The 18,999-nt window shown below is 51.0% G+C and carries 12 protein-coding genes and 1 tRNA gene; 11 read left to right on the plus strand and 2 right to left on the minus strand.

The features are described from left to right. Nucleotides 1-467 precede the first annotated feature (467 nt). The 9 genes from DWZ76_RS11550 to radA all read left to right on the plus strand — a co-directional run bounded on the left by DWZ76_RS11550 (nucleotide 468) and on the right by radA (nucleotide 14,205). Complete coding sequence (locus DWZ76_RS11550; protein WP_022358437.1) at nucleotides 468-1,961, plus strand: oxaloacetate decarboxylase subunit alpha; 1,494 nt, start codon at nucleotides 468-470, stop codon at nucleotides 1,959-1,961. A gap of 372 nt (nucleotides 1,962-2,333) precedes the next feature. Then, a complete protein-coding gene (locus DWZ76_RS11555) occupies nucleotides 2,334-4,868 on the plus strand; it encodes an SH3 domain-containing protein (protein WP_118472747.1) in 2,535 nt (844 codons plus the stop codon). A 124-nt stretch (nucleotides 4,869-4,992) separates the two neighbouring features. Further along, nucleotides 4,993-7,374: a cadherin-like beta sandwich domain-containing protein gene (locus DWZ76_RS11560; protein WP_118472748.1), complete on the plus strand. Its 2,382-nt coding sequence runs from the start codon at nucleotides 4,993-4,995 to the stop codon at nucleotides 7,372-7,374. A gap of 219 nt (nucleotides 7,375-7,593) precedes the next feature. After that, complete coding sequence (locus DWZ76_RS11565; RefSeq protein WP_022359631.1) at nucleotides 7,594-7,968, plus strand: GntR family transcriptional regulator; 375 nt, start codon at nucleotides 7,594-7,596, stop codon at nucleotides 7,966-7,968. A gap of 73 nt (nucleotides 7,969-8,041) precedes the next feature. Continuing rightward, nucleotides 8,042-8,608 (plus strand): UvrB/UvrC motif-containing protein, encoded by a 567-nt coding sequence (locus DWZ76_RS11570; protein ID WP_107000012.1) that lies wholly within the window; start codon nucleotides 8,042-8,044, stop codon nucleotides 8,606-8,608. Further along, the gene (locus tag DWZ76_RS11575) at nucleotides 8,592-9,626 is read left to right on the plus strand and encodes an ATP--guanido phosphotransferase (RefSeq protein ID WP_107000011.1); all 1,035 of its coding nucleotides are present in this window, start codon (nucleotides 8,592-8,594) and stop codon (nucleotides 9,624-9,626) included. The genes DWZ76_RS11570 and DWZ76_RS11575 overlap by 17 nt, the downstream gene beginning before the upstream one ends. 28 nt (nucleotides 9,627-9,654) lie before the next feature. Continuing rightward, nucleotides 9,655-12,102, plus strand: coding sequence for an ATP-dependent Clp protease ATP-binding subunit (locus DWZ76_RS11580; protein ID WP_118472749.1), 2,448 nt, complete (start codon nucleotides 9,655-9,657; stop codon nucleotides 12,100-12,102). A gap of 124 nt (nucleotides 12,103-12,226) precedes the next feature. Then, a complete protein-coding gene (locus DWZ76_RS11585; protein WP_022359635.1) occupies nucleotides 12,227-12,640 on the plus strand; it encodes a hypothetical protein in 414 nt (137 codons plus the stop codon). Nucleotides 12,641-12,801: 161 nt separating this feature from the next. Then, entirely contained in the window at nucleotides 12,802-14,205 is a 1,404-nt protein-coding gene (gene radA / locus DWZ76_RS11590) for a DNA repair protein RadA (RefSeq protein ID WP_118472801.1), read from the plus strand. A 251-nt stretch (nucleotides 14,206-14,456) separates the two neighbouring features. Here the strand turns inward: radA and DWZ76_RS11595 are convergent. Then, nucleotides 14,457-14,527: transfer RNA gene (locus DWZ76_RS11595), tRNA-Trp, on the minus strand. 493 nt (nucleotides 14,528-15,020) lie between these two features. Here DWZ76_RS11595 and DWZ76_RS11600 point away from each other — a divergent pair. Both DWZ76_RS11600 and DWZ76_RS11605 read left to right on the plus strand, forming a co-directional pair. Next, nucleotides 15,021-15,263 carry an HPr family phosphocarrier protein gene (locus DWZ76_RS11600; protein WP_118472750.1) on the plus strand — a complete coding sequence of 81 codons (243 nt, stop codon included), beginning with the start codon at nucleotides 15,021-15,023 and terminating at the stop codon, nucleotides 15,261-15,263. Nucleotides 15,264-15,618: 355 nt separating this feature from the next. Continuing rightward, nucleotides 15,619-18,003 carry an ATP-dependent DNA helicase gene (locus DWZ76_RS11605; RefSeq protein WP_118472751.1) on the plus strand — a complete coding sequence of 795 codons (2,385 nt, stop codon included), beginning with the start codon at nucleotides 15,619-15,621 and terminating at the stop codon, nucleotides 18,001-18,003. Here the strand turns inward: DWZ76_RS11605 and DWZ76_RS11610 are convergent. Next, entirely contained in the window at nucleotides 17,939-18,862 is a 924-nt protein-coding gene (locus DWZ76_RS11610; protein WP_118472752.1) for a LysR family transcriptional regulator, read from the minus strand. The two genes, DWZ76_RS11605 and DWZ76_RS11610, sit on opposite strands and share 65 nt — an antisense overlap. Nucleotides 18,863-18,999 lie beyond the last annotated feature (137 nt).

Here is an 18,999-nt window from a genome sequence, read left to right on the forward strand (position 1 = left end):
GCTGTGTGTGGCTTCTTTTTTTCATAGGGCGAATGCCCGACAGCGAGGAAAAACGAAGTTTTTTCAAGCTGCTGCACTGCGGACTAGAAAGAGGTGACACACAGAAGCGTTGTGTTTACACAAAAGCAGCTGTGTGCGGCTTCTTTTTTTCATAGGGCGAATGCCCGACAGCGAGGAAAAACGAAGTTTTTTCGAGCTGCCGCACTGCGGACTAGAAAGAAGTGACCAAGAAATTTTTTTCCTCCAGCCGCCCCCACGCGGCGCAGAGGAAAGCTCCCTGACATCAGCAAAAATCACAACCCACATTTCCACGATATAGAATTTACTTATGAAATTATATTAAAAAAACTATCCAGAAATCGAGAAACTTGTGGTATAATGGATAAAAATATGGCTGTGAATTATTTAATCAGCCAGGTCGCAGATAGTTGACTCATAATAAAAGTGTATTGGGAGGTATCTTTAGAATGGCAAATGAAAAGAAAAAGCCGGTTAAGATCGTGGAAACTGTCCTTCGTGACGCGCACCAGTCTCTGATTGCAACCAGAATGACAACGGAGCAGATGCTTCCGATCATCGGAAAGATGGATGAGGTTGGATATCATGCAGTAGAATGCTGGGGCGGTGCGACATTCGATGCCAGCCTTCGTTTCCTGAAGGAAGATCCGTGGGAGCGCCTTAGAAAGCTGAGAGATGGTTTTAAGAAGACAAAACTTCAGATGCTGTTTCGCGGACAGAATATTCTGGGTTATAACCACTATGCAGATGATGTGGTAGAATATTTCGTACAGAAATCAGTTGCCAATGGTATTGATATTATCCGTATTTTTGACTGTTTAAATGATATCCGCAACCTGGAGACAGCGGTAAAGGCAGCCAACAAAGAAAAAGCACACGCACAGATAGCGCTGAGCTATACACTGGGTGATGCATATACACTGGATTATTGGAAAGACATTGCAAAGAGAATCGAGGATATGGGCGCTGATTCTCTGTGTATCAAGGATATGGCAGGTCTTCTGACCCCGTACAATGCAGAGATCCTCGTGAAAGCACTGAAAGAAGCAGTTGATCTTCCGATTGATATCCATACGCATTACACCTCCGGCGTTGCATCCATGACGTACCTAAAGGCAGTGGAAGCGGGCGCTGACATGATCGATACCGCGATGTCTCCGTTCTCGATGGGAACGAGCCAGCCGGCGACCGAGGTTATGGTTGAGACCTTCAAAGGTACTCCGTATGATACCGGACTGGATCAGGAAAAACTGGCGGAGATCGCAGATTACTTCCGCCCGATGCGTGAGGAAGCGTTAAAGAGTGGTCTGATGAATACCAAGGTTCTGGGCGTTGACATCAATACCCTGCGTTATCAGGTCCCGGGCGGTATGCTTTCCAACCTGGTTTCCCAGCTGAAAGAAGCGCGCGCAGAGGATAAATACTACGATGTTCTGAAAGAGATCCCGAGAGTCCGCAAAGACTTCGGTGAGCCGCCGTTAGTTACTCCGTCTTCCCAGATCGTTGGTACGCAGGCTGTATTAAATGTCCTGATGGGCGAGCGCTACAAGATGTTCACAAAGGAATCCAAGAAACTTCTGATGGGCGAGTTCGGACAGACTGTAAAGCCGTTCGACAAAGAAGTTCAGAAGAAAGCAATCGGCGATGCAAAACCGATTACCTGTCGTCCGGCAGATCTGATCGAGCCGCAGCTTGAGAAGATTGAGGCGGAGATGAAGCAGTGGAAGCAGCAGGATGAGGATGTCCTGACTTATGCACTGTTCCCACAGGTGGCAAAAGAGTTCTTCGAGTCCCGTCCGGCAAAGAAACCGCCGGTTGAGAAACGTGAGATCCTGAAAGCGGCTGCACCGGAAGTAAAGAAAGCACCGGTGTCCACTGAGGAGATGGATGGAAACGGCATCAATACCTGGGCTGGAAGAAAAAGCGAGTCTTACCAGATCTAAGCTAAAAAGAATTTAAGGATTTTGAGCCAAAAGGAGTGCCAGAATCGGTAGAGTGTACCGGGTTGGCACTCCTTTTTATGCTACTATGCATTCAAAAATCATATATCCGGAAAACATTTCAAAGCCAACTTATACTGCTTCTAAAAATTAAGGAAATCTTACAATTTCGCGCAAAGGCCCCAAATTTTGCGAAGTTTTTTCGGTAAGGTTGACACATATGGTCTTTTTTCATTATAATAGATACGATTGTAAAAACGTGAAAAAGATGGAAAACAGTCGAGCGGCTGTCTGGAAATACGGCGGCAGACAGAATAAGAATTCCGTTGCGGGGGATGAATTGCAGAAAACGCAGCAGAATGAGGAGATAGACGGATGAAAAAATGGAAGTTATTGGGGAAACGGGCGGCGGCGTTTCTGCTGGGTGCTGTGATGGCGGTCAACCCAGGGCTGGCAGGTACTGCAGCAGAGTCTTTGCTGGGGATCGTCAGCTATGCGGAAGAGAGAACCGCGTCGGTCAATGCGACAAACCTGAATGTCCGGAGTGGTCCGGGCACTTCGTATCAGGCACTAGCGAAGCTGTCCAAGGGCGCACCAGTTACAGTACTTGGTGAGCAGACGGGAACGGATGGCGTCGTATGGTATCAGATACGATATAGCGGAAGCGGCGGTGAGCAGACGGGTTATGTTTCGAGCAAATACATAAAGTTTCCGACTGCGATCAAATCGGATTCGGATTTTGAAAGCTATCTGACAAAGCAGGGATTTCCGGAGAGCTATAAACAGGGGCTCCGGGAATTGCATGCACAATATCCGAATTGGACGTTCACGGCGTTCCAGACAAATCTGGATTGGAACACAGCGTTGAAAAATGAAAGCGTGATCGGGCGGAACCTGGTTGCGAGCAGCAGCATTTCGTCCTGGAAATCGACCGAGACAGGTGCGTATGACTGGGGAACCGGAACCTGGCCGGGTTTTGACGGAAGCTCCTGGGTACAGGCGTCTTCGGATATTATCGCCTATTATATGGATCCGCGGAATTTCTTAAATGATAAATATATTTACCAGTTCATGAAACAGTCGTATGACAGTTCGCTTCACACGAAGACGGGGCTGCAGAACATGGTGAGCGGAACCTTCCTTTCCGGCACGGTGTCGGGCGGCTCGTCGGTATCGGCCGGTACGGGAAGTAGTTCAGGAAGCTCTTCTTCCGGTTCAGCGACGGGACCGGGAAGTTCGTCAGGTTCGAGCGGAAGCAGCGCCGGTCTGTCGTCTCCGATTGCTTCGATCAGCGATCATAAGACGGAGCGGGTGGCAGCGACCAATGGACCGGGCATGGCGGGAGATGGATTTTCTTCCAACAATGCAGACGGGGAGACGGCGCCGGTCAGCAGCGGCACATCGAATAAGTCATCGGGGACAACCAGCAGCACGGCTGGAACCACCAGTGGCAGTACAAGCGCACCGGGAAGCAGCACAACTGGAACAACTTCTGGTTCAACCAGCAGCGGAAGAACAAGTGCACCGGGAAGTGGCACTTCCAGCAGTTCGGGAACTTCCACGGGAGTGGCGCAGCAGTCTGCAATCGGCACTTCCTATGTAGATATCATCATGAATGCGGCATCCGAATCGGGAGTCAATCCATATATTCTGGCATCGATGATTCTGCAGGAACAGGGCAGCCAGGGAACCGGACGCAGTATTTCCGGAACGGTGTCCGGCTATCAGGGTTATTATAACTTCTTTAATATAGAGGCATATCAGTCCGGCTCGATGAGTGCGGTAGAACGCGGACTCTGGTGGGCATCCCAGTCGGGAACCTATCTGCGCCCGTGGAACAGCATCGAGAAATCGATCCGTGGCGGTTCGGTTTATTACGGCGAGAATTATGTAAAAAAAGGACAGGATACGCTGTACTTAAAGAAATTTAATGTGCAGGGCAGCAACCTTTATAAACACCAGTACATGACGAATGTGCAGGCGGCAGCTGCCGAAGGACTGACGCTTTCGAAGATCACGGCATTGGCAAATACAACACTTGAGTTCTCGATTCCGGTGTATAAAAATATGCCGGCGGGCGCCTGCGTCAAACCGACGCTGGACGGCAGCCCGAACAACAAGCTGTCGGCGCTGGGTGTCGATGGATTTGCACTGACACCGACCTTTAACCGAGATACAGAGTCCTACGATCTGATCGTGGATCCGTCGGTGGCAAGCGTGACGGTAGCGGCGAGCGCGATTGATTCCAAGGCAACGATTGCCGGAACGGGAACGGTCGATCTGCAGAGCGGTGTCAATGAGATCACCGTGACGGTCAAAGCGGCAAATGGAAATCTGCGAAATTACGTCCTTCACGTAGTGCGCCAGTCAGGCGGTCCGACCTACTCAAGCTCGATTGGAAGCGGCGTTTCCTCTGGAAGCAGCTCTAGCGGTCCGGCGACGGGACCGGGCATGTCTTCAGGAAGCAGTTCAGGAAATTCTTCCTCCGGCGGTTCGGATGTGCAGATTGTCGGTCCGACCTCTTCGGGAAGCAGTTCAGGAAGCTCTCCTTCCGGGCAGTCTGCACCGGGATCGAATGTGAATGGATTTGGGAGCGGCAGTTCCGGAACCCTGATTGCGCCAAATGGGGAGTCTGTCGGGAGCGCCGGCAGTCCGCAGGGGAGCCAGTCGCCGACCAGCGCGGCGGCACCATCCCAGTCCACATCGGGAACGCATGCGGCATCGTCGGTGCGCGGGGATGTCAACGGCGACGGTAAGCTGAACATCATGGATATCCTGCTGGCACAGCGGTCGATACTGGGACTTGGAAAGTTAAGAGCGGAGGAAATCGCGCGCGCCGACCTAAATGGAAATGGAAAAGTAGATATTTTGGATATTCTTCTGATGCAGAAGAAGATTCTGGGACTGTAGGGATATTTCACGTACCTGCGGCTGGTCTTGAGAGATGGCAGCGGGTACGTGAAAATTTGTAAAGAAAGGGAACGGTGCAGATATGGGACCGTTACCAATAAAGAATATAGGACAGGGCAGTTGAATGAAAAGGTTTAAAAATATCATATTAGGTATACTTGCGGCAGGTATGCTGACGGTGGCGGCGCCGGTTGGCGGGATCAGCGCCTATGCATCCAGCGCAAAAATTTCATTTTCCGATCCGAGTGCGACGGTGGGTCAGGAGTTCAGCGTCAATGTGAAGATCTCCTCTCAGGATGGAAATCTAGGGGCATCCGACGTGGTACTTTCCTATGATCCGTCGGTCATTGAGTTTGTGAGCGGAAATAACGCAAGCGGCGGTGCAGGTTCCGTCCGCCTAGTTGGAACGATGGATTCCAATTCGACGAAGGCATTTTCCTATACGCTGAAATTCAAGGCAGTGCAGGCGGGAAATACTTCGATCTCTGTGGGAAGTTATGAAGTCTATGACTCAGATGCACAGGCAGTCACAGTTTCTAAAACGGGGACGGCGAGCGTCAAAGTAAAAGCACCGGCAACCTCCTCGGCGGAAGCGGCGCTTTCGTCCTTGAAGATTTCTCCAGGAACACTTTCCCCTGCATTTTCGCCAAATGTGACTTCCTATACGGCGCAGGTAGGAGCCAGCGTCGATAAGCTGGCGGTCAGCGCGAGTGCGAAGGACAGCAAGGCGAAAGTCCTTGTCAGCGGTGATTCCGGCTTAAAGGTAGGTGCTAATACCGTTGTCTGCAAGGTGACGGCGGAGGATGGACAGACAACTAAGAGCTACACGATCACAGTCAATAAGCTCGATACGGTCGATGTGCCGTCAGAGGCGGAGACAGGGGCTGAAACAGAGGCAGTTGGGACAACGCCGGTTGTGAAAAACGGGCTGGATGTGGAAATAGACGGCGTTTCCTATACGGTGGCGACGGAATTTGATGCCTCCCTGCTTCCGGAAGGATATACGCAGTCTACCTGTACTTATGGCGGTTCAGAGGTCCAGTGTGGAAATGGCAATGACCTGACGCTTTTGTATTTGCAGGGTGCCGATGGAAATGGTGCATTTTATATTTATATACCGGAATCCGGTGTGTTATCGCCGTATGTGACGATCGATGTGACAGCAAAGTCGATTCTGGTGCTTCCACCGGATGAGTCGGTTCAGATTCCGGATGGATTTATGGAGACGACCATTCAGTTAAACGGCACGTATAAAGTGCAGGGCTGGGTGTGGAAGAGCGATGAACAGCAGAAGTATTGTGTCGTATATGGTATGAATGAGAGCGGCGAGAAGTCGCTGTATCGGTATGATATTGCAGAAAAGACCTTCCAGCGGTATTTTGAAGACCCGTCTCTGGCAACTAAATACGATGATGCACAAGTGGAAGAGATTGTAGATAAGTACAACGCACTTTGCAGGGATTATAATATCCGCTTTGTCATGCTTGCGGTTCTGGGCGTAGCGTGTGTAATCTTGTTCTTTATCGTGATCAATCTTCTGCTCAAGCGGAAAGAGTGGAGAGAGGAAGCGCAGGCAGCCGGAGGCAGACAGAGGTCCAAGCGTCGTCCGTCATCGCCGAATGCACGACCGGCGGCAGACGCACGGGTGAAACGAGGCACTGGGCGCGACAAGAGAGAAGATGGGGAAATGATGCCGGCAAGACCGGCAGCGCGGAGTGAGAAGGAGCGCATGGCAGCGGATGACAGACGCCGCCCGTCCGCAGAGCGGATGGAGGAAGGGCGTCGGAGTGCGCGCCGAACCCAAGAGACGCTGGAGACAAGACCGGTTCGCCGGGAGCGGGAAGAGGAGCGCGAGATGCAGCCGGTCCGCCGGACAAGGGAAGATGAGCGCGCGTCCCAGCCTGTTCGCCGAGAGCGGAGTATGGAGGCAGCATCGGCAGACCGCGCAAAACGGATGCCGGAGGAAAGACGTCGCCGGGAAGCAGGAAGCGAAAATCGTTCCGAACGCGTTCGTAGAGAAATGCCAGAAGAAAGCAGTCCGGCTTGTGTCCGCAGAGAGGCATCAGAAGAAGAACGTCTGCAGCGCACCCGCAGAGATGCGGCAGAGGAAAGCCATTCAGAGCGTCCGCGCAGAACTTCGGCAGACGGAAGCCGCGCAGAGCGGGAACGCCAGGCAGTGGCAGAAAGCCGACGCACAGAACGGGAACGTGCCGTTTCAGCAAAAGAAAGCCGCCTGCAGCGCGATTACACGCCTGCATCGGCGCATCGTGCGGCGAAAGAGTCTGCAGCATCGGGAGAACGCCGGAATGCGCGCCCGGCGATTTATGTGCGCCCGGCATCCCGCTCGGAGCTTTACTACACGCTGGAACGGGAGGAATACGGTGATCGCCCAACGAGATATGAGTCGGAATCAGAGCGATCCAGACGCGCCCGCGAGGCAAAAGCCCGGTTAGAGCGGGATCGGCGTGATGAGGATGGATTTGAGTATATCGATGATCCGAAGTAAATAAAAGAGGAAAAGATGGATATCTGTCCAGAAGATTTCTGGCGGGTATCTGTCTTTTCTTTTATATTGATTTTTTTTGTAACAAGTTCACACAATTAACACAGTTTTACAGTTGACGAAAACATCTGTTTGTTATACAATCTATATAACAAATGATAAAACAGGCGGCTGACTGTATTTAGAAACGGGGTCTGCCGTCAGAATGAAAGATGGTGGAGTATGATTGTAGAGATTGATTTTAACAGTGAGGAAGCGCTTTATATTCAGCTCATAAACCAGATCATCATCGGGATTGCGACCGACCAGATCCGGGAGGGCGATACGCTGCCATCCGTGCGCCAGTTAGCGGATAACATCGGAATTAACATGCACACGGTCAACAAGGCATATTCTGTACTGAAACAGGAAGGTTTTCTGCGTGTGGACCGCCGCCGCGGGGCAGTGATTGCACTTGACACGGATAAGATGCGGACGATCTCGGAGATGCGCCGGGATCTCAGTGTAATTCTGGCAAGAGGTGTCTGTAAAAATGTGAGCCGCGAGGAGGTTCACAATCTGGTGGATTCCATTTATGACGCATTTACAGCGGAATAGCAGGTTCCGGCTGCGGGCGATGGTTTTTGTGTATTGGAACCGTTGCGGGATGTGTATGTTGGGAGGATAAATTATGCTGTGTGAGAAATGTGGGATTCGCGAAGCGAATATTAAATATACAGAAGTGTTTAACGGCGTCAAGACAGAGCATAATCTCTGCGCCCAGTGCGCGAAAGAGATGGATCTGGGACCGTACTCGGCACTGATTGAGGGAGAATTTCCGCTTGGAAAACTGCTTTCGAGCCTTTTGGGACTGACGGATGCGTCTGCCAGCCAGGCACCGAAAGAGGATGTGGTATGCCCGACCTGCGGCACGACGTATGAAGAATTTATCAAGAACAGCCGTTTCGGATGCGCGGACTGTTATCATGTGTTTGATCCGTTGCTTGGAGAGAAAATTAAGAAATTGCAGGAAAATTCGAGCCATACCGGCAAACATCCGAAGATCCAGCCGCGCAGTCAGGCGGCTGCAGAGGTGACGAAGAAAGGAGAACTGGAATTCAGCCCGGAAGAGCAGATTAAGCAGCTGAAACGCAGGCTGGAAGCGGCGTTGCAGGAAGAAGACTATGAGACGGCTGCTGCCTGCCGGGATAAGATACACAGTCTGGAAGGAGAGATGAGACATGACGAAATGGTTTGAGGAAGTGGCGAATGATGCGTCCAATATCGTTTCCAGCCGGGTGCGTCTGTCTCGGAACTGGGAGGAATATAAATTTCCGAGCCGTCTGGAGCCGGATGAGGCGCGGACGATGATTGCCCGTTTAAAACAGAATTTCCGCGATCTGGGTGACCGGGACGGTCAGTTTTATGAATATGAAGATCTGGAATTGATGGAGAAGCTTGACCGCACCGCATTGCGGGAACGGCGGCTTTTAAACCGCACGCTGGCGGAGAAGACGACGCCGGGCGGGATCCTCTGTTCGGAGGATGAGCGGGTCAGCATGGTATTAAATGCGGACGATCATATCCGGTTACAGGTGCTGGCATCGGGACTCGATCTGCAAGAATGTTATGCAAAAGCGGATGCGCTGGATGATTATATCAACGAGAAGATTCCGTATGCATTTAATGAGAAATATGGATATCTGACGTCCTATCCGACGAATGTCGGAACAGCAATGAAGGCGTCCGTGGTCGTGCATCTGCCGTCTCTGACAATGAATAAGAAATTTCAGGAACTTCTGGGCGATATGGGACGTTTCGGCACGACCGTGCGCGGCGTTTATGGCAGAGGCAATGAAAACTACGGCGATTTGTACGAGGTAGTCAATCAGAAGACACTCGGCATCACCGAACAAGAGATTCTGGAGCTGGTAGCCAACGTGGCGGGGCAGCTCTCGGCGCAGGAAAATCAGTTCCGCGAGGTTTCTCTGTCGAGGCACCGCCTGGAGCGGGAGGATGAGGCGTACAAGTCCTACGGCGTTCTGAAATATGCGCGTCGGATGACGCTCAAGGAAGCGATGACATTTCTATCTCATGTCTGGGCGGGCATCGCGGACGGGCTGTTAAAACCGGCGGAATTTGTGAGCATTTACCGCCTGATGATCGGCATCCAGCCGGCAAACTTACAGAAACGTTCGAGCAAGCCGTTGGGACGTGAGGAATTGGAGGCAGAGCGGGCGCGGTATCTGCGGGAGGAACTGCCGAAGCTGGTGTAAAGTAAAAAGAAACAGGAGGAACAGTAAAATGATCGATCGTTTTACTCAGAAAGCCAGAGAAGCGATCCGTCTGGCAGTCGAGACAGCGCAGGAGCTGGAACACGGCTATGTGGGGACGGAGCATCTGCTTTTAGGACTGATAAAAGAGGAAACTGGCGTGGCGGCAGCGGTTCTGGCAGAACATGATGTGACAGAAGAGCGTGTCATGGAACTGATGGAGCGTCTGATAAGCCCGGCAGTGGCGACTCAGGTAGAGGGACAGATTGAGTATACGCCGGGGGCGCGCGCCGTGCTGCAGGCGAGTTATGATGAGGCGGTTTTTTTCAAAGCGCCTCTGATTGGAACGGAGCACATCCTGATTGCCATCATCAAGGATGGAAAATCAACTGCGTGCCGTTTACTCAATACAATGAATGTTAATATTCAGAAATTATATGTGGATCTGATGGGGGCTATGGGCGATGACGCGCCGTCCGAGGCAGCGGAAGATGCGGCAGCAGGACGGGTGCGTCCGGAGAAAGGCAATACACCGAATCTGGACAATTTCAGCCGGGATCTGACCCAGATGGCGCGGGACGGAAAGCTCGATCCAGTCATCGGCAGGGAACGGGAAATGAAACGTGTTATTCAGATTTTAAGCCGCCGGACGAAGAATAATCCGTGCCTGATCGGGGAACCAGGCGTCGGAAAGACGGCGGTTGTGGAAGGTCTGGCACAGTTCATTGTTTCCGGCAATGTACCGGAGACGATCGCGAAAAAGCGGGTTGTCAGTCTCGATTTGTCCGGCATGGTCGCAGGATCCAAGTACCGCGGTGAGTTCGAAGAGCGGATTAAGAAGGTACTTGCCGAGGTGCGGGAGAGTGGAAATGTGCTCTTGTTTATTGACGAGATTCACACGATCATCGGCGCAGGCGGCGCGGAGGGCGCGATCGATGCCTCTAATATCCTGAAACCGTCGCTGGCGAGGGGCGAGATTCAGCTCATTGGTGCGACGACGCTGGAAGAATACCGCAAATACATCGAAAAAGATGCGGCCTTGGAACGCCGGTTTCAGCCGGTTATGGTGGATGAGCCGACGGAGGCGGAATCCATTGAGATTTTGAAGGGGCTTCGCAGCCGCTATGAGGAACATCACAAGGTGACGATCCAGGATGAGGCACTGGTGGCAGCGGTGCGCCTGTCTGCCCGCTATATCAATGACCGTTTCCTGCCGGACAAGGCGATCGATCTGATCGATGAAGCATCCTCGAAGTTGCGTCTGACTGTATATACGGAGCCGGAGGAGATTAAAAAGCTCGAAGCGGAGATCAAAAAACTCGAAGGTCAGAAGGAAGAGGCGATCAAGGCTGAAGCCTATGAGAAAGCCGGTGAGATCAAGAAGAAGCAGCAGAAAAAGCAGGAAAAGATTGAAAAGATTCGTGAAAAATGGGAAAAAGAGAAAAATTCACGCAAGTTAGTGGTCGGTGAAAATGAGATTGCGGACATTGTTTCTGACTGGACGAAGATTCCGGTTCGCAAGCTGGCAGAAGAAGAGTCAGAGCGGCTGTTGAAACTGGAGTCCATTCTGCATGAGCGTGTGGTCGGACAGGAGGAAGCTGTATCCGCCGTGGCGCGTGCGATCCGCCGTGGTCGTGTGGGACTCAAGGATCCGAAGCGGCCGATCGGTTCGTTTCTGTTCCTGGGGCCGACGGGTGTCGGAAAAACAGAGCTTTCCAAGGCGCTCTCGGAGGCGATGTTTGGCACGGAAAATGCGATGATCCGCGTTGATATGTCGGAGTACATGGAGAAACACAGCGTTTCTAAGATGATCGGTTCGCCGCCAGGATATGTTGGCTACGAGGAGGGCGGACAGCTCAGCGAGAAGGTGCGTCGCAATCCATATTCGGTTATTCTCTTTGATGAGATTGAAAAAGCGCATCCGGATGTATTTAACATTCTGCTGCAGATCCTCGATGACGGGCACATTACGGACGCACAGGGACGGAAGGTGGATTTCAAGAACACGATTCTGATTATGACCTCCAATGCGGGCGCTGAAAATATTATTTCCCCGAAGCGGCTTGGATTCTCGTCGGAGAGCGGTGAGAAAGCGGATTATGCGTTTATGAAAGAGCGCGTGATGGAGGAAGTGCGCCGGATGTTTAAACCGGAGTTTTTAAACCGAATCGATGAGATTTTAGTATTCCATCCTCTGACGAAGGAGAATATCAAGACGATCGCGGGCATTCTGCTGCGCGGCATCAAGAAAAGGACGGAGGATCAGCTTGGAATGACGCTCACGATCACAGATGATGCGATCGATTTCCTGGCAGACAAGGGATATGATTCCAAATATGGTGCAAGACCGTTGCGCCGGACGATCCAGACGCAGATCGAGGATCAGCTTTCTGAGAAGATCCTGGAAGGCACGATCCGGAAAAAAACAGAGGTTCGGATTGAAAAAGATGGCGATCAGCTGAAATTTGAGACGGTCTAAAGGGCTGGAAGCGAAAAGACTGGTAAACCCGGTCGAAGTGTGTTAAAATGATACTACTGAGTAACTGTGTAAGTGCGGAGCAGTTGCGATATTGATTAAAAGGATACTAGGAGGATAAAGCATTATGCCAGTAGTTAGCGAGTTAATCCGCATCGAGGATGACGGAACCATCAGTTTTGGCAATTATATGTTAGCAGCAAAGTCCAAGCTGCAGGATTTTGAATTTCAGGGCGATCTTTATAAGGTAAAAACATTCGGCGAGATTACCAAGCTGGAGCGCAACGGAATGTTCGTATATGAGTCGGTACCGGGCACGGCAGTCAATCATTTCCAGGCGGGAGATACTTCCGTACAGTTTTCGGTTGAGGGCGAGAAGGATGCTCAGATTACCATTCAGTTAGAGGATGAGCGTGAGTATGAGGTATATGTAGACGGCGTATCGGTCGGTGGCATGAAGACCAACGTCAGCGGCAAACTGGTACTGAGCGTGGAGCTGAACCCGGGCAAGGCAACCGCAATCCGGATTGAAGCCAGATAAGGAAAAGAAAAACAAAACGTTACGTACAAGTTACAATGCATGAGATGAAAGCTGCTGCATGGCAGGAATGGCGGGCGTGTGCGCCGGAAGCCGGTTTCCGCCATGCAGCAGCTTTTTGTGTAATAAGAAATATGAGAAGAAGTGTTTGGAAAGGAATCAGCATGGCAAAGGCAAAATCAACGGGATTTTTCTGCAGGGAATGCGGTTATGAATCTTCCAAATGGATGGGGCAGTGCCCGGCGTGTAAGGCGTGGAATACGATGGTGGAAGCGCCGTCCGCATCGGCATCATCCGGTACGGCAGCAGGGCGGTATGCGGCAGCGGCTTCGCTGACGTCGGCACCGGGGAAACGGGTTGGCGCGCAGGCAAAGCCGGTCAGCTTAGATGAAATTGAGCTTTCCGATACGGATCGGACGAAAACTGGATTTGCAGAACTTGACCGGGTGCTTGGAAGCGGCGTGGTGCGTGGCTCCCTGGTGCTGGTCGGCGGAGATCCGGGAATCGGAAAATCAACCCTGCTTCTGCAGGTCTGCCGGAACCTGGCAGGACAGGAACAAAAGGTTTTATACGTCTCCGGCGAGGAGTCATTAAAACAGATTAAACTGCGGGCAAGCCGGATCGGGACGGTGCGCGGACCACTTTCGTTCTTGAGTGAGACGAACCTGGATACGATCGCGGAGGTGATCCGGGAGGTGCGCCCGGATGTGGTCGTGATCGACTCGATCCAGACCATGTTTATCGAGGCGGCAGGTTCCGCACCGGGCAGTGTCAGCCAGGTAAGAGAGTGCACCGGCGTCCTGATGCAGCTCGCAAAAGGACTGGGTGTGACAGTCTTTATCGTCGGTCATGTGACGAAAGAGGGTGTTGTGGCGGGACCGCGTATGCTGGAACATATGGTCGATACAGTGCTATATTTTGAGGGCGATCGCCATGCGTCCTACCGGATTCTGCGGGGAGTGAAGAATCGTTTCGGTTCGACCAATGAGATCGGCGTGTTTGAGATGCGGGAGGAAGGACTGGCGGAGGTGCCGAATCCATCCGAATTTATGCTGGAAGGGCGCCCGGCGGAGGCATCCGGTGCGGTGACTGCCTGCTCGATGGAGGGAACCCGCCCGATTCTTCTGGAAGTGCAGGCGCTGGTGTCAAAGACGAATTTCGGACTGCCGCGGCGGACGGCAGCGGGCGTCGATTACAACCGTGTGAACCTGCTCATGGCAGTGTTGGAAAAACGATGCCGTTATGCCCTGTCCGGGTACGATGCATATGTCAACATTGCAGGCGGCATGAAGATGAACGAGCCGGCGCTTGACCTTGCGATCGTGATGGCGCTGATTTCCAGCTATAAAGACCGTCCGCTGGATGAGAAAACGATCGTATTTGGCGAGGTCGGACTCTCCGGAGAGGTGCGCGCCGTCTCGATGGCAGAGCAGAGAGTCCATGAGGCAGTCAAGATGGGATTTACAAGATGCATTCTTCCGATGGTCAATGTCAGTAAATTGAAACCAAGGTCGGATATCCGGCTGGAAGGGGTGGCAAATGTGCGGGAGGCGATTGGGCTGCTGTAGGTTGCTTGGATTTTGGGAAAATTTAAGAAAAATAATATTAGCGTAATGTGAGTAACAGCAAATTTGTCTCAGTGGGAGTTGGGGCTCCGACTGAGATAAACGCTCCGTGAGGATGCGCAGTGATTCTGATAGGAATATGTCAGCTTCGCTGACCAGAATCACGCGTCAAGTCTCACGGACGTTCAACTTGAATGTTAAAAAAAACAAAAAACGCCAATGACTCATCTCTGAATCACTGACGCCTTTAGAAGCAGGGGAAGAGGGATTCGAACCCCCATTAACGGTTTTGGAGACCGTTGCTCTGCCATTGAACTATTCCCCTTCGTTGCTGACTCAGTTATAATATCATAGCCATAACGAAAAGTCAACAATTTTTTTGTGATTTTTCATTTTTTTTGATTTAATATATTTTTTTCCATTTATTAAGTATCATTCATCATTTTATATGGAAACTAGAGATCAGGATAATTTGGTAAAAGAGAATTTGTGTGCTCATGCTGGGTGGAAAATCACAATGAATATTTAGTTCAACTGCCCAAAACCAATCCGTTAAACCATTTGATGTATATAAATAATGACAATATATCATGAAATGAATACGACGATAGTTCTAGACGTCGGAATATTTTACTAAGAAACACTCTGCTTTTTTGGTAAAAATCATGTATTAAAAATATGCGGTATAAAAGAAATCAAATTGACATTCGACAAAAATCATGCTATAAACACTGAATAAATCTTTATGGTTTTAAATGTGCCTAAAAAACGGAGGAAAAAATTCTGTTGGTACATTCAGTAAAAAGGAGTTGTTTATTATGAAACAGAGAAAAATTATGCTGAAAACGATAGAAGATGCAAAGAAATTTGTCAATGCTTCTATGAAATGCGATTTTGATATTGATGTTTTTTATAACCGTGTTGTCATTGACGCCAAGTCGATTCTGGGAGTTATGAGCCTGGATCTGACACAGATTCTGACCGTTGAGTACATGGGCGAGGATGCAGAGTATGAGGCGTTTCTTGACACGATGGAAGCGAACAATGTGACAGCGGCATAAAAGGGCTGGAGGGCTGGTTCAAGCGGAACATAGATATCATAGATATTTTGGAAGGATATGTATGACCCGAATCGGTATGATGAAAGAAAAGTTGATAGTACGAAAATAAAGAAAGACTGCGGGTGCCGGAGAGAAGATGGTGTCTGCAGTCTTTTTGATAGACATATATATGTACTCTCGGAGTCTTTCTGCACGTGCTTTTGTGGCTGATTTTCCGCCAGCCGCACCCGAATTTCATCAACGTACGCGCCGCGTACGCCTCAGAAATTTGGGCACAACTGACAAAAAATCATTTCACAAAATCAAGCACAGAAAGATTCCGAGAGTACATGTATGGGGAAGGGAGGAACCACACATGGAGCTGACCGGCAGGCAGATACGGATCTCCGTCCGCAATCTGGTTGAGTTCGTTCTGCGTTCGGGGGATATTGATAACCGGCGCACGGCGGGTGCACAGAAAGAGGCGATGTTAGCTGGAGGACGGATGCACCGGAAGATACAGCGGCGGATGGGCTCAGGGTATCAGGCGGAGGTGTCGCTGCGCCATTCGGTGGAGGAGGACGGATTCCAAATCGTGGTCGAGGGGCGTGCGGATGGAATCATCCGGGATGGAAAAGATGTCACGATCGATGAGATCAAGTGTGTTTACCAGGATGTAAACTGTCTGGAAGAAGCGGTTGGCGTGCATATGGCGCAGGCGCGCTGTTATGGCTATATCTATGGATTACAGGAAGCGCTGGACGAAGTGACACTGCAGCTCAACTACTGTAATCTGGAGACGGAGGAGATCCGCCGCTTTCAGGAGATCCAGACGATGGACGAACTTTCTGAATGGTTTGCTGGTCTGATCCATGAATATGTCAAATGGGCGCGTTACCTCTATCACAACGGGCTGCGACGTGATGAATCAATCAAAGCGCTCGAATTTCCCTATCCATACCGAGCGGGACAGCGGGATCTGGCGGTGGCGGTTTACCGGACGCTGGAGCGCGGGCGCAGGCTGTTTGTCCAGGCCCCGACCGGGATTGGAAAGACTCTTTCGACGGTATTTCCGGCGCTTAAAGCGATCGGGGAAGGGCATGGGCAGAAACTCTTTTACCTGACGGCGAAGACGATCACGCGGACGGTGGCGGAAGAGGCGCTGGCGATTTTGCGGGAACGCGGGCTGTATTTTCGTTCGGTCACGATCACGGCAAAGGAAAAGTTGTGTATTTTGGAAAAACCGGTGTGCAATCCGGAAATGTGCCCGCGTGCGAAAGGGCATTTTGACCGTGTCAACGATGCGGTGTATGAAATTTTGCATCAGGAATTTGGAATCACGCGTTCGGTAATTTTAGAGTATGCGGAAAAATTTCAGGTCTGCCCGTTTGAGTTCTGCCTCGATATTTCTTCGTTTGTGGATGGGATCATCTGCGATTATAATTATGTCTTTGACCCGGATGTGCGCTTGAAACGTTATTTTGCGGATGGGGCGGAGGGAGACTATTTCTTCCTGATGGATGAAGCTCACAATCTGGTATCGCGCGCGCGGGAAATGTATAGTGCTTCTATTATAAAGGAAGAAGTGCTTTTGACGAAAAAGGTACTGGGACATCGTGCGCCGGCGCTGGGGCGGCAGCTTACAAGGTTAAATAAGGCGCTTCTGGAGATGAAGCGGGAGTGCGACGGCTACCAGGTGCTTAAGGATGCCGGACATCTGGTTTCAGTGTTAAACAGTGTTTTTGGAGAAATGGAAAAGTATCTGGAAAAGCCGGGTGGGGAAGATGGACGGGACACGATTCTGGATTTTTATTTTTCGGTGCGACATTTTTTAAATATGTATGAGCGGGTCGATGAGCATTACAGGATTTATACGGAACTTCTGCCGTCCGGCGAATTTGTCATCCGGCTTTATTGTGTCAATCCGATTGAAAATCTGGCGCAGTGCCTGTCGCAGGGGAAAGCGGCGGTCTTTTTCTCGGCAACGCTTCTGCCGCTCCGGTATTACCGGATGCTTCTGTCGGATCAGGAGGAGGACTATACGGTCTATGTGCCGTCCCCGTTTCCGCAGGAGCGGCGTCTTCTGCTGGCGGCGACGGATGTGACGAGCCGGTATACGCGGCGCAATGAGACGGAATACCGGCGGGTGCTGCACTACATTCAGGCGATGGCAAGTGCAAAAAAAGGCAATTATATTGTGTTCTTCCCGTCGTACCAGTATATGAACCGGGTGCGGGAAGTGGAAAAACGTTTTGGGAAAACCGGAAAAAGTATGGAAGTTTTGATCCAGGATTCTCACATGACCGAGGAGGAACGGGAAGCATTTTTACAGAAATTTTCTCCCGAACGAACAGCTGAACGTGATACCTCCCTGGTGGCGTTCTGCGTGATGGGCGGTCTGTTTTCGGAGGGAATCGATTTGACAGGCAACCGGCTGATCGGCGTGATCGTGGTCGGAACCGGGCTCCCGATGGTATGCACGGAGCAGAAAATTTTGCAGGGATATTTTGAAGAAGAGGGAAAAGATGGATTTGCATATGCCTACCAGTATCCGGGCATGAATAAGGTACTCCAGGCGGCAGGGCGGGTCATCCGGACCGCGTCCGATCAGGGCGTCATCCTTTTACTGGATGACCGGTTCTGGCGTCGGGAGTACCGGGAATTATTTCCAAGGGAATGGAGCGATGTCAAACGAGTCAGTCTTTCGTCTCTGGAGCAGGAGCTCCAGGCGTTTTGGAGCCGTTTTCCAGAAGTTCAATAAATTCACGCGATGCCTGTGAGATCGGCATTGTCTCATTGTGGACGACGACGAGCTGGCGCGGCGGCAGGGCTTCAGTCAGGGTCAGGGCATAAAGCTCCTTTTCGCCAGCCGGGAGACAGAAATCCGGGACAAATGCGATGCCGAGACCGATGCGCGCCAGATCGATGAGCAGATCGTTGCTGCTTAATTCAATCTCCGGTACGAGGTCGAGCTGGTGCTTCTGGAACATGTTGTGCAGAAATTCGCTGGTGGTACTCTTGCGATCCAGCATGAGGATTGGGAGCGCCTGCAGCTCGCGCAGTGTAACCGGGCGGTCTTTCATCGGAAAATAGGTCTCATTGGCGACGAATATATCGTTGAATTCGCGCAGCACATGGATATTCTGCGTTCCACCGAGCCCGGAGTTTGGATAGTTCGTCAGAATAAAATCGACCTGACCGTTGTCCAGAAGCCGCGCACATTCGATGGAGGTACGGTTGGTAACCTTGATGTGGATATTCGGGTAGCGCTTGTGAAATTCGCTTAAAAATGGCACCAGATAATAGCGGCAGATCGTATCGCTTGCGCCAATGCGGAGCTGACCGCCGTTTAAGCTGTTAGAGTCGAGCAGTTGGTTTTCGCCCTGACGGATCAGGTTCATTGCCGGTTCCACGTGCTTGAGTAGGATCTCGCCTTCAGGGGTAAGCTGTACTTTTTTTGTGCTGCGGATGAAAAGAGTCTGGTTCAGTTTCTTCTCCAGTACCTTGATCGACTGGCTGACCGCCGACTGGGAGATGAAAAGCTGCTTAGATGCCTCGGAGAAACTTAACGTCGAGGCTACGTGGTAAAATACTTTATATAATTCATAGTTGATATCCATTTATTAGTCCTCCTTATAGAACTGTATTCAGTGTAACATGATTGAAGGGCGGAGTCAATAATGATTGTATCTGTGTCTTGTTTGTGATAAAATGACGGAATCATCTTAGAAGTATGTATTTTTTAGGAGGGAATACC

Source organism: Clostridium sp. AF35-15 (genome assembly GCF_003477745.1).
Lineage (GTDB): Bacteria > Bacillota > Clostridia > Lachnospirales > Lachnospiraceae > Otoolea > Otoolea fessa.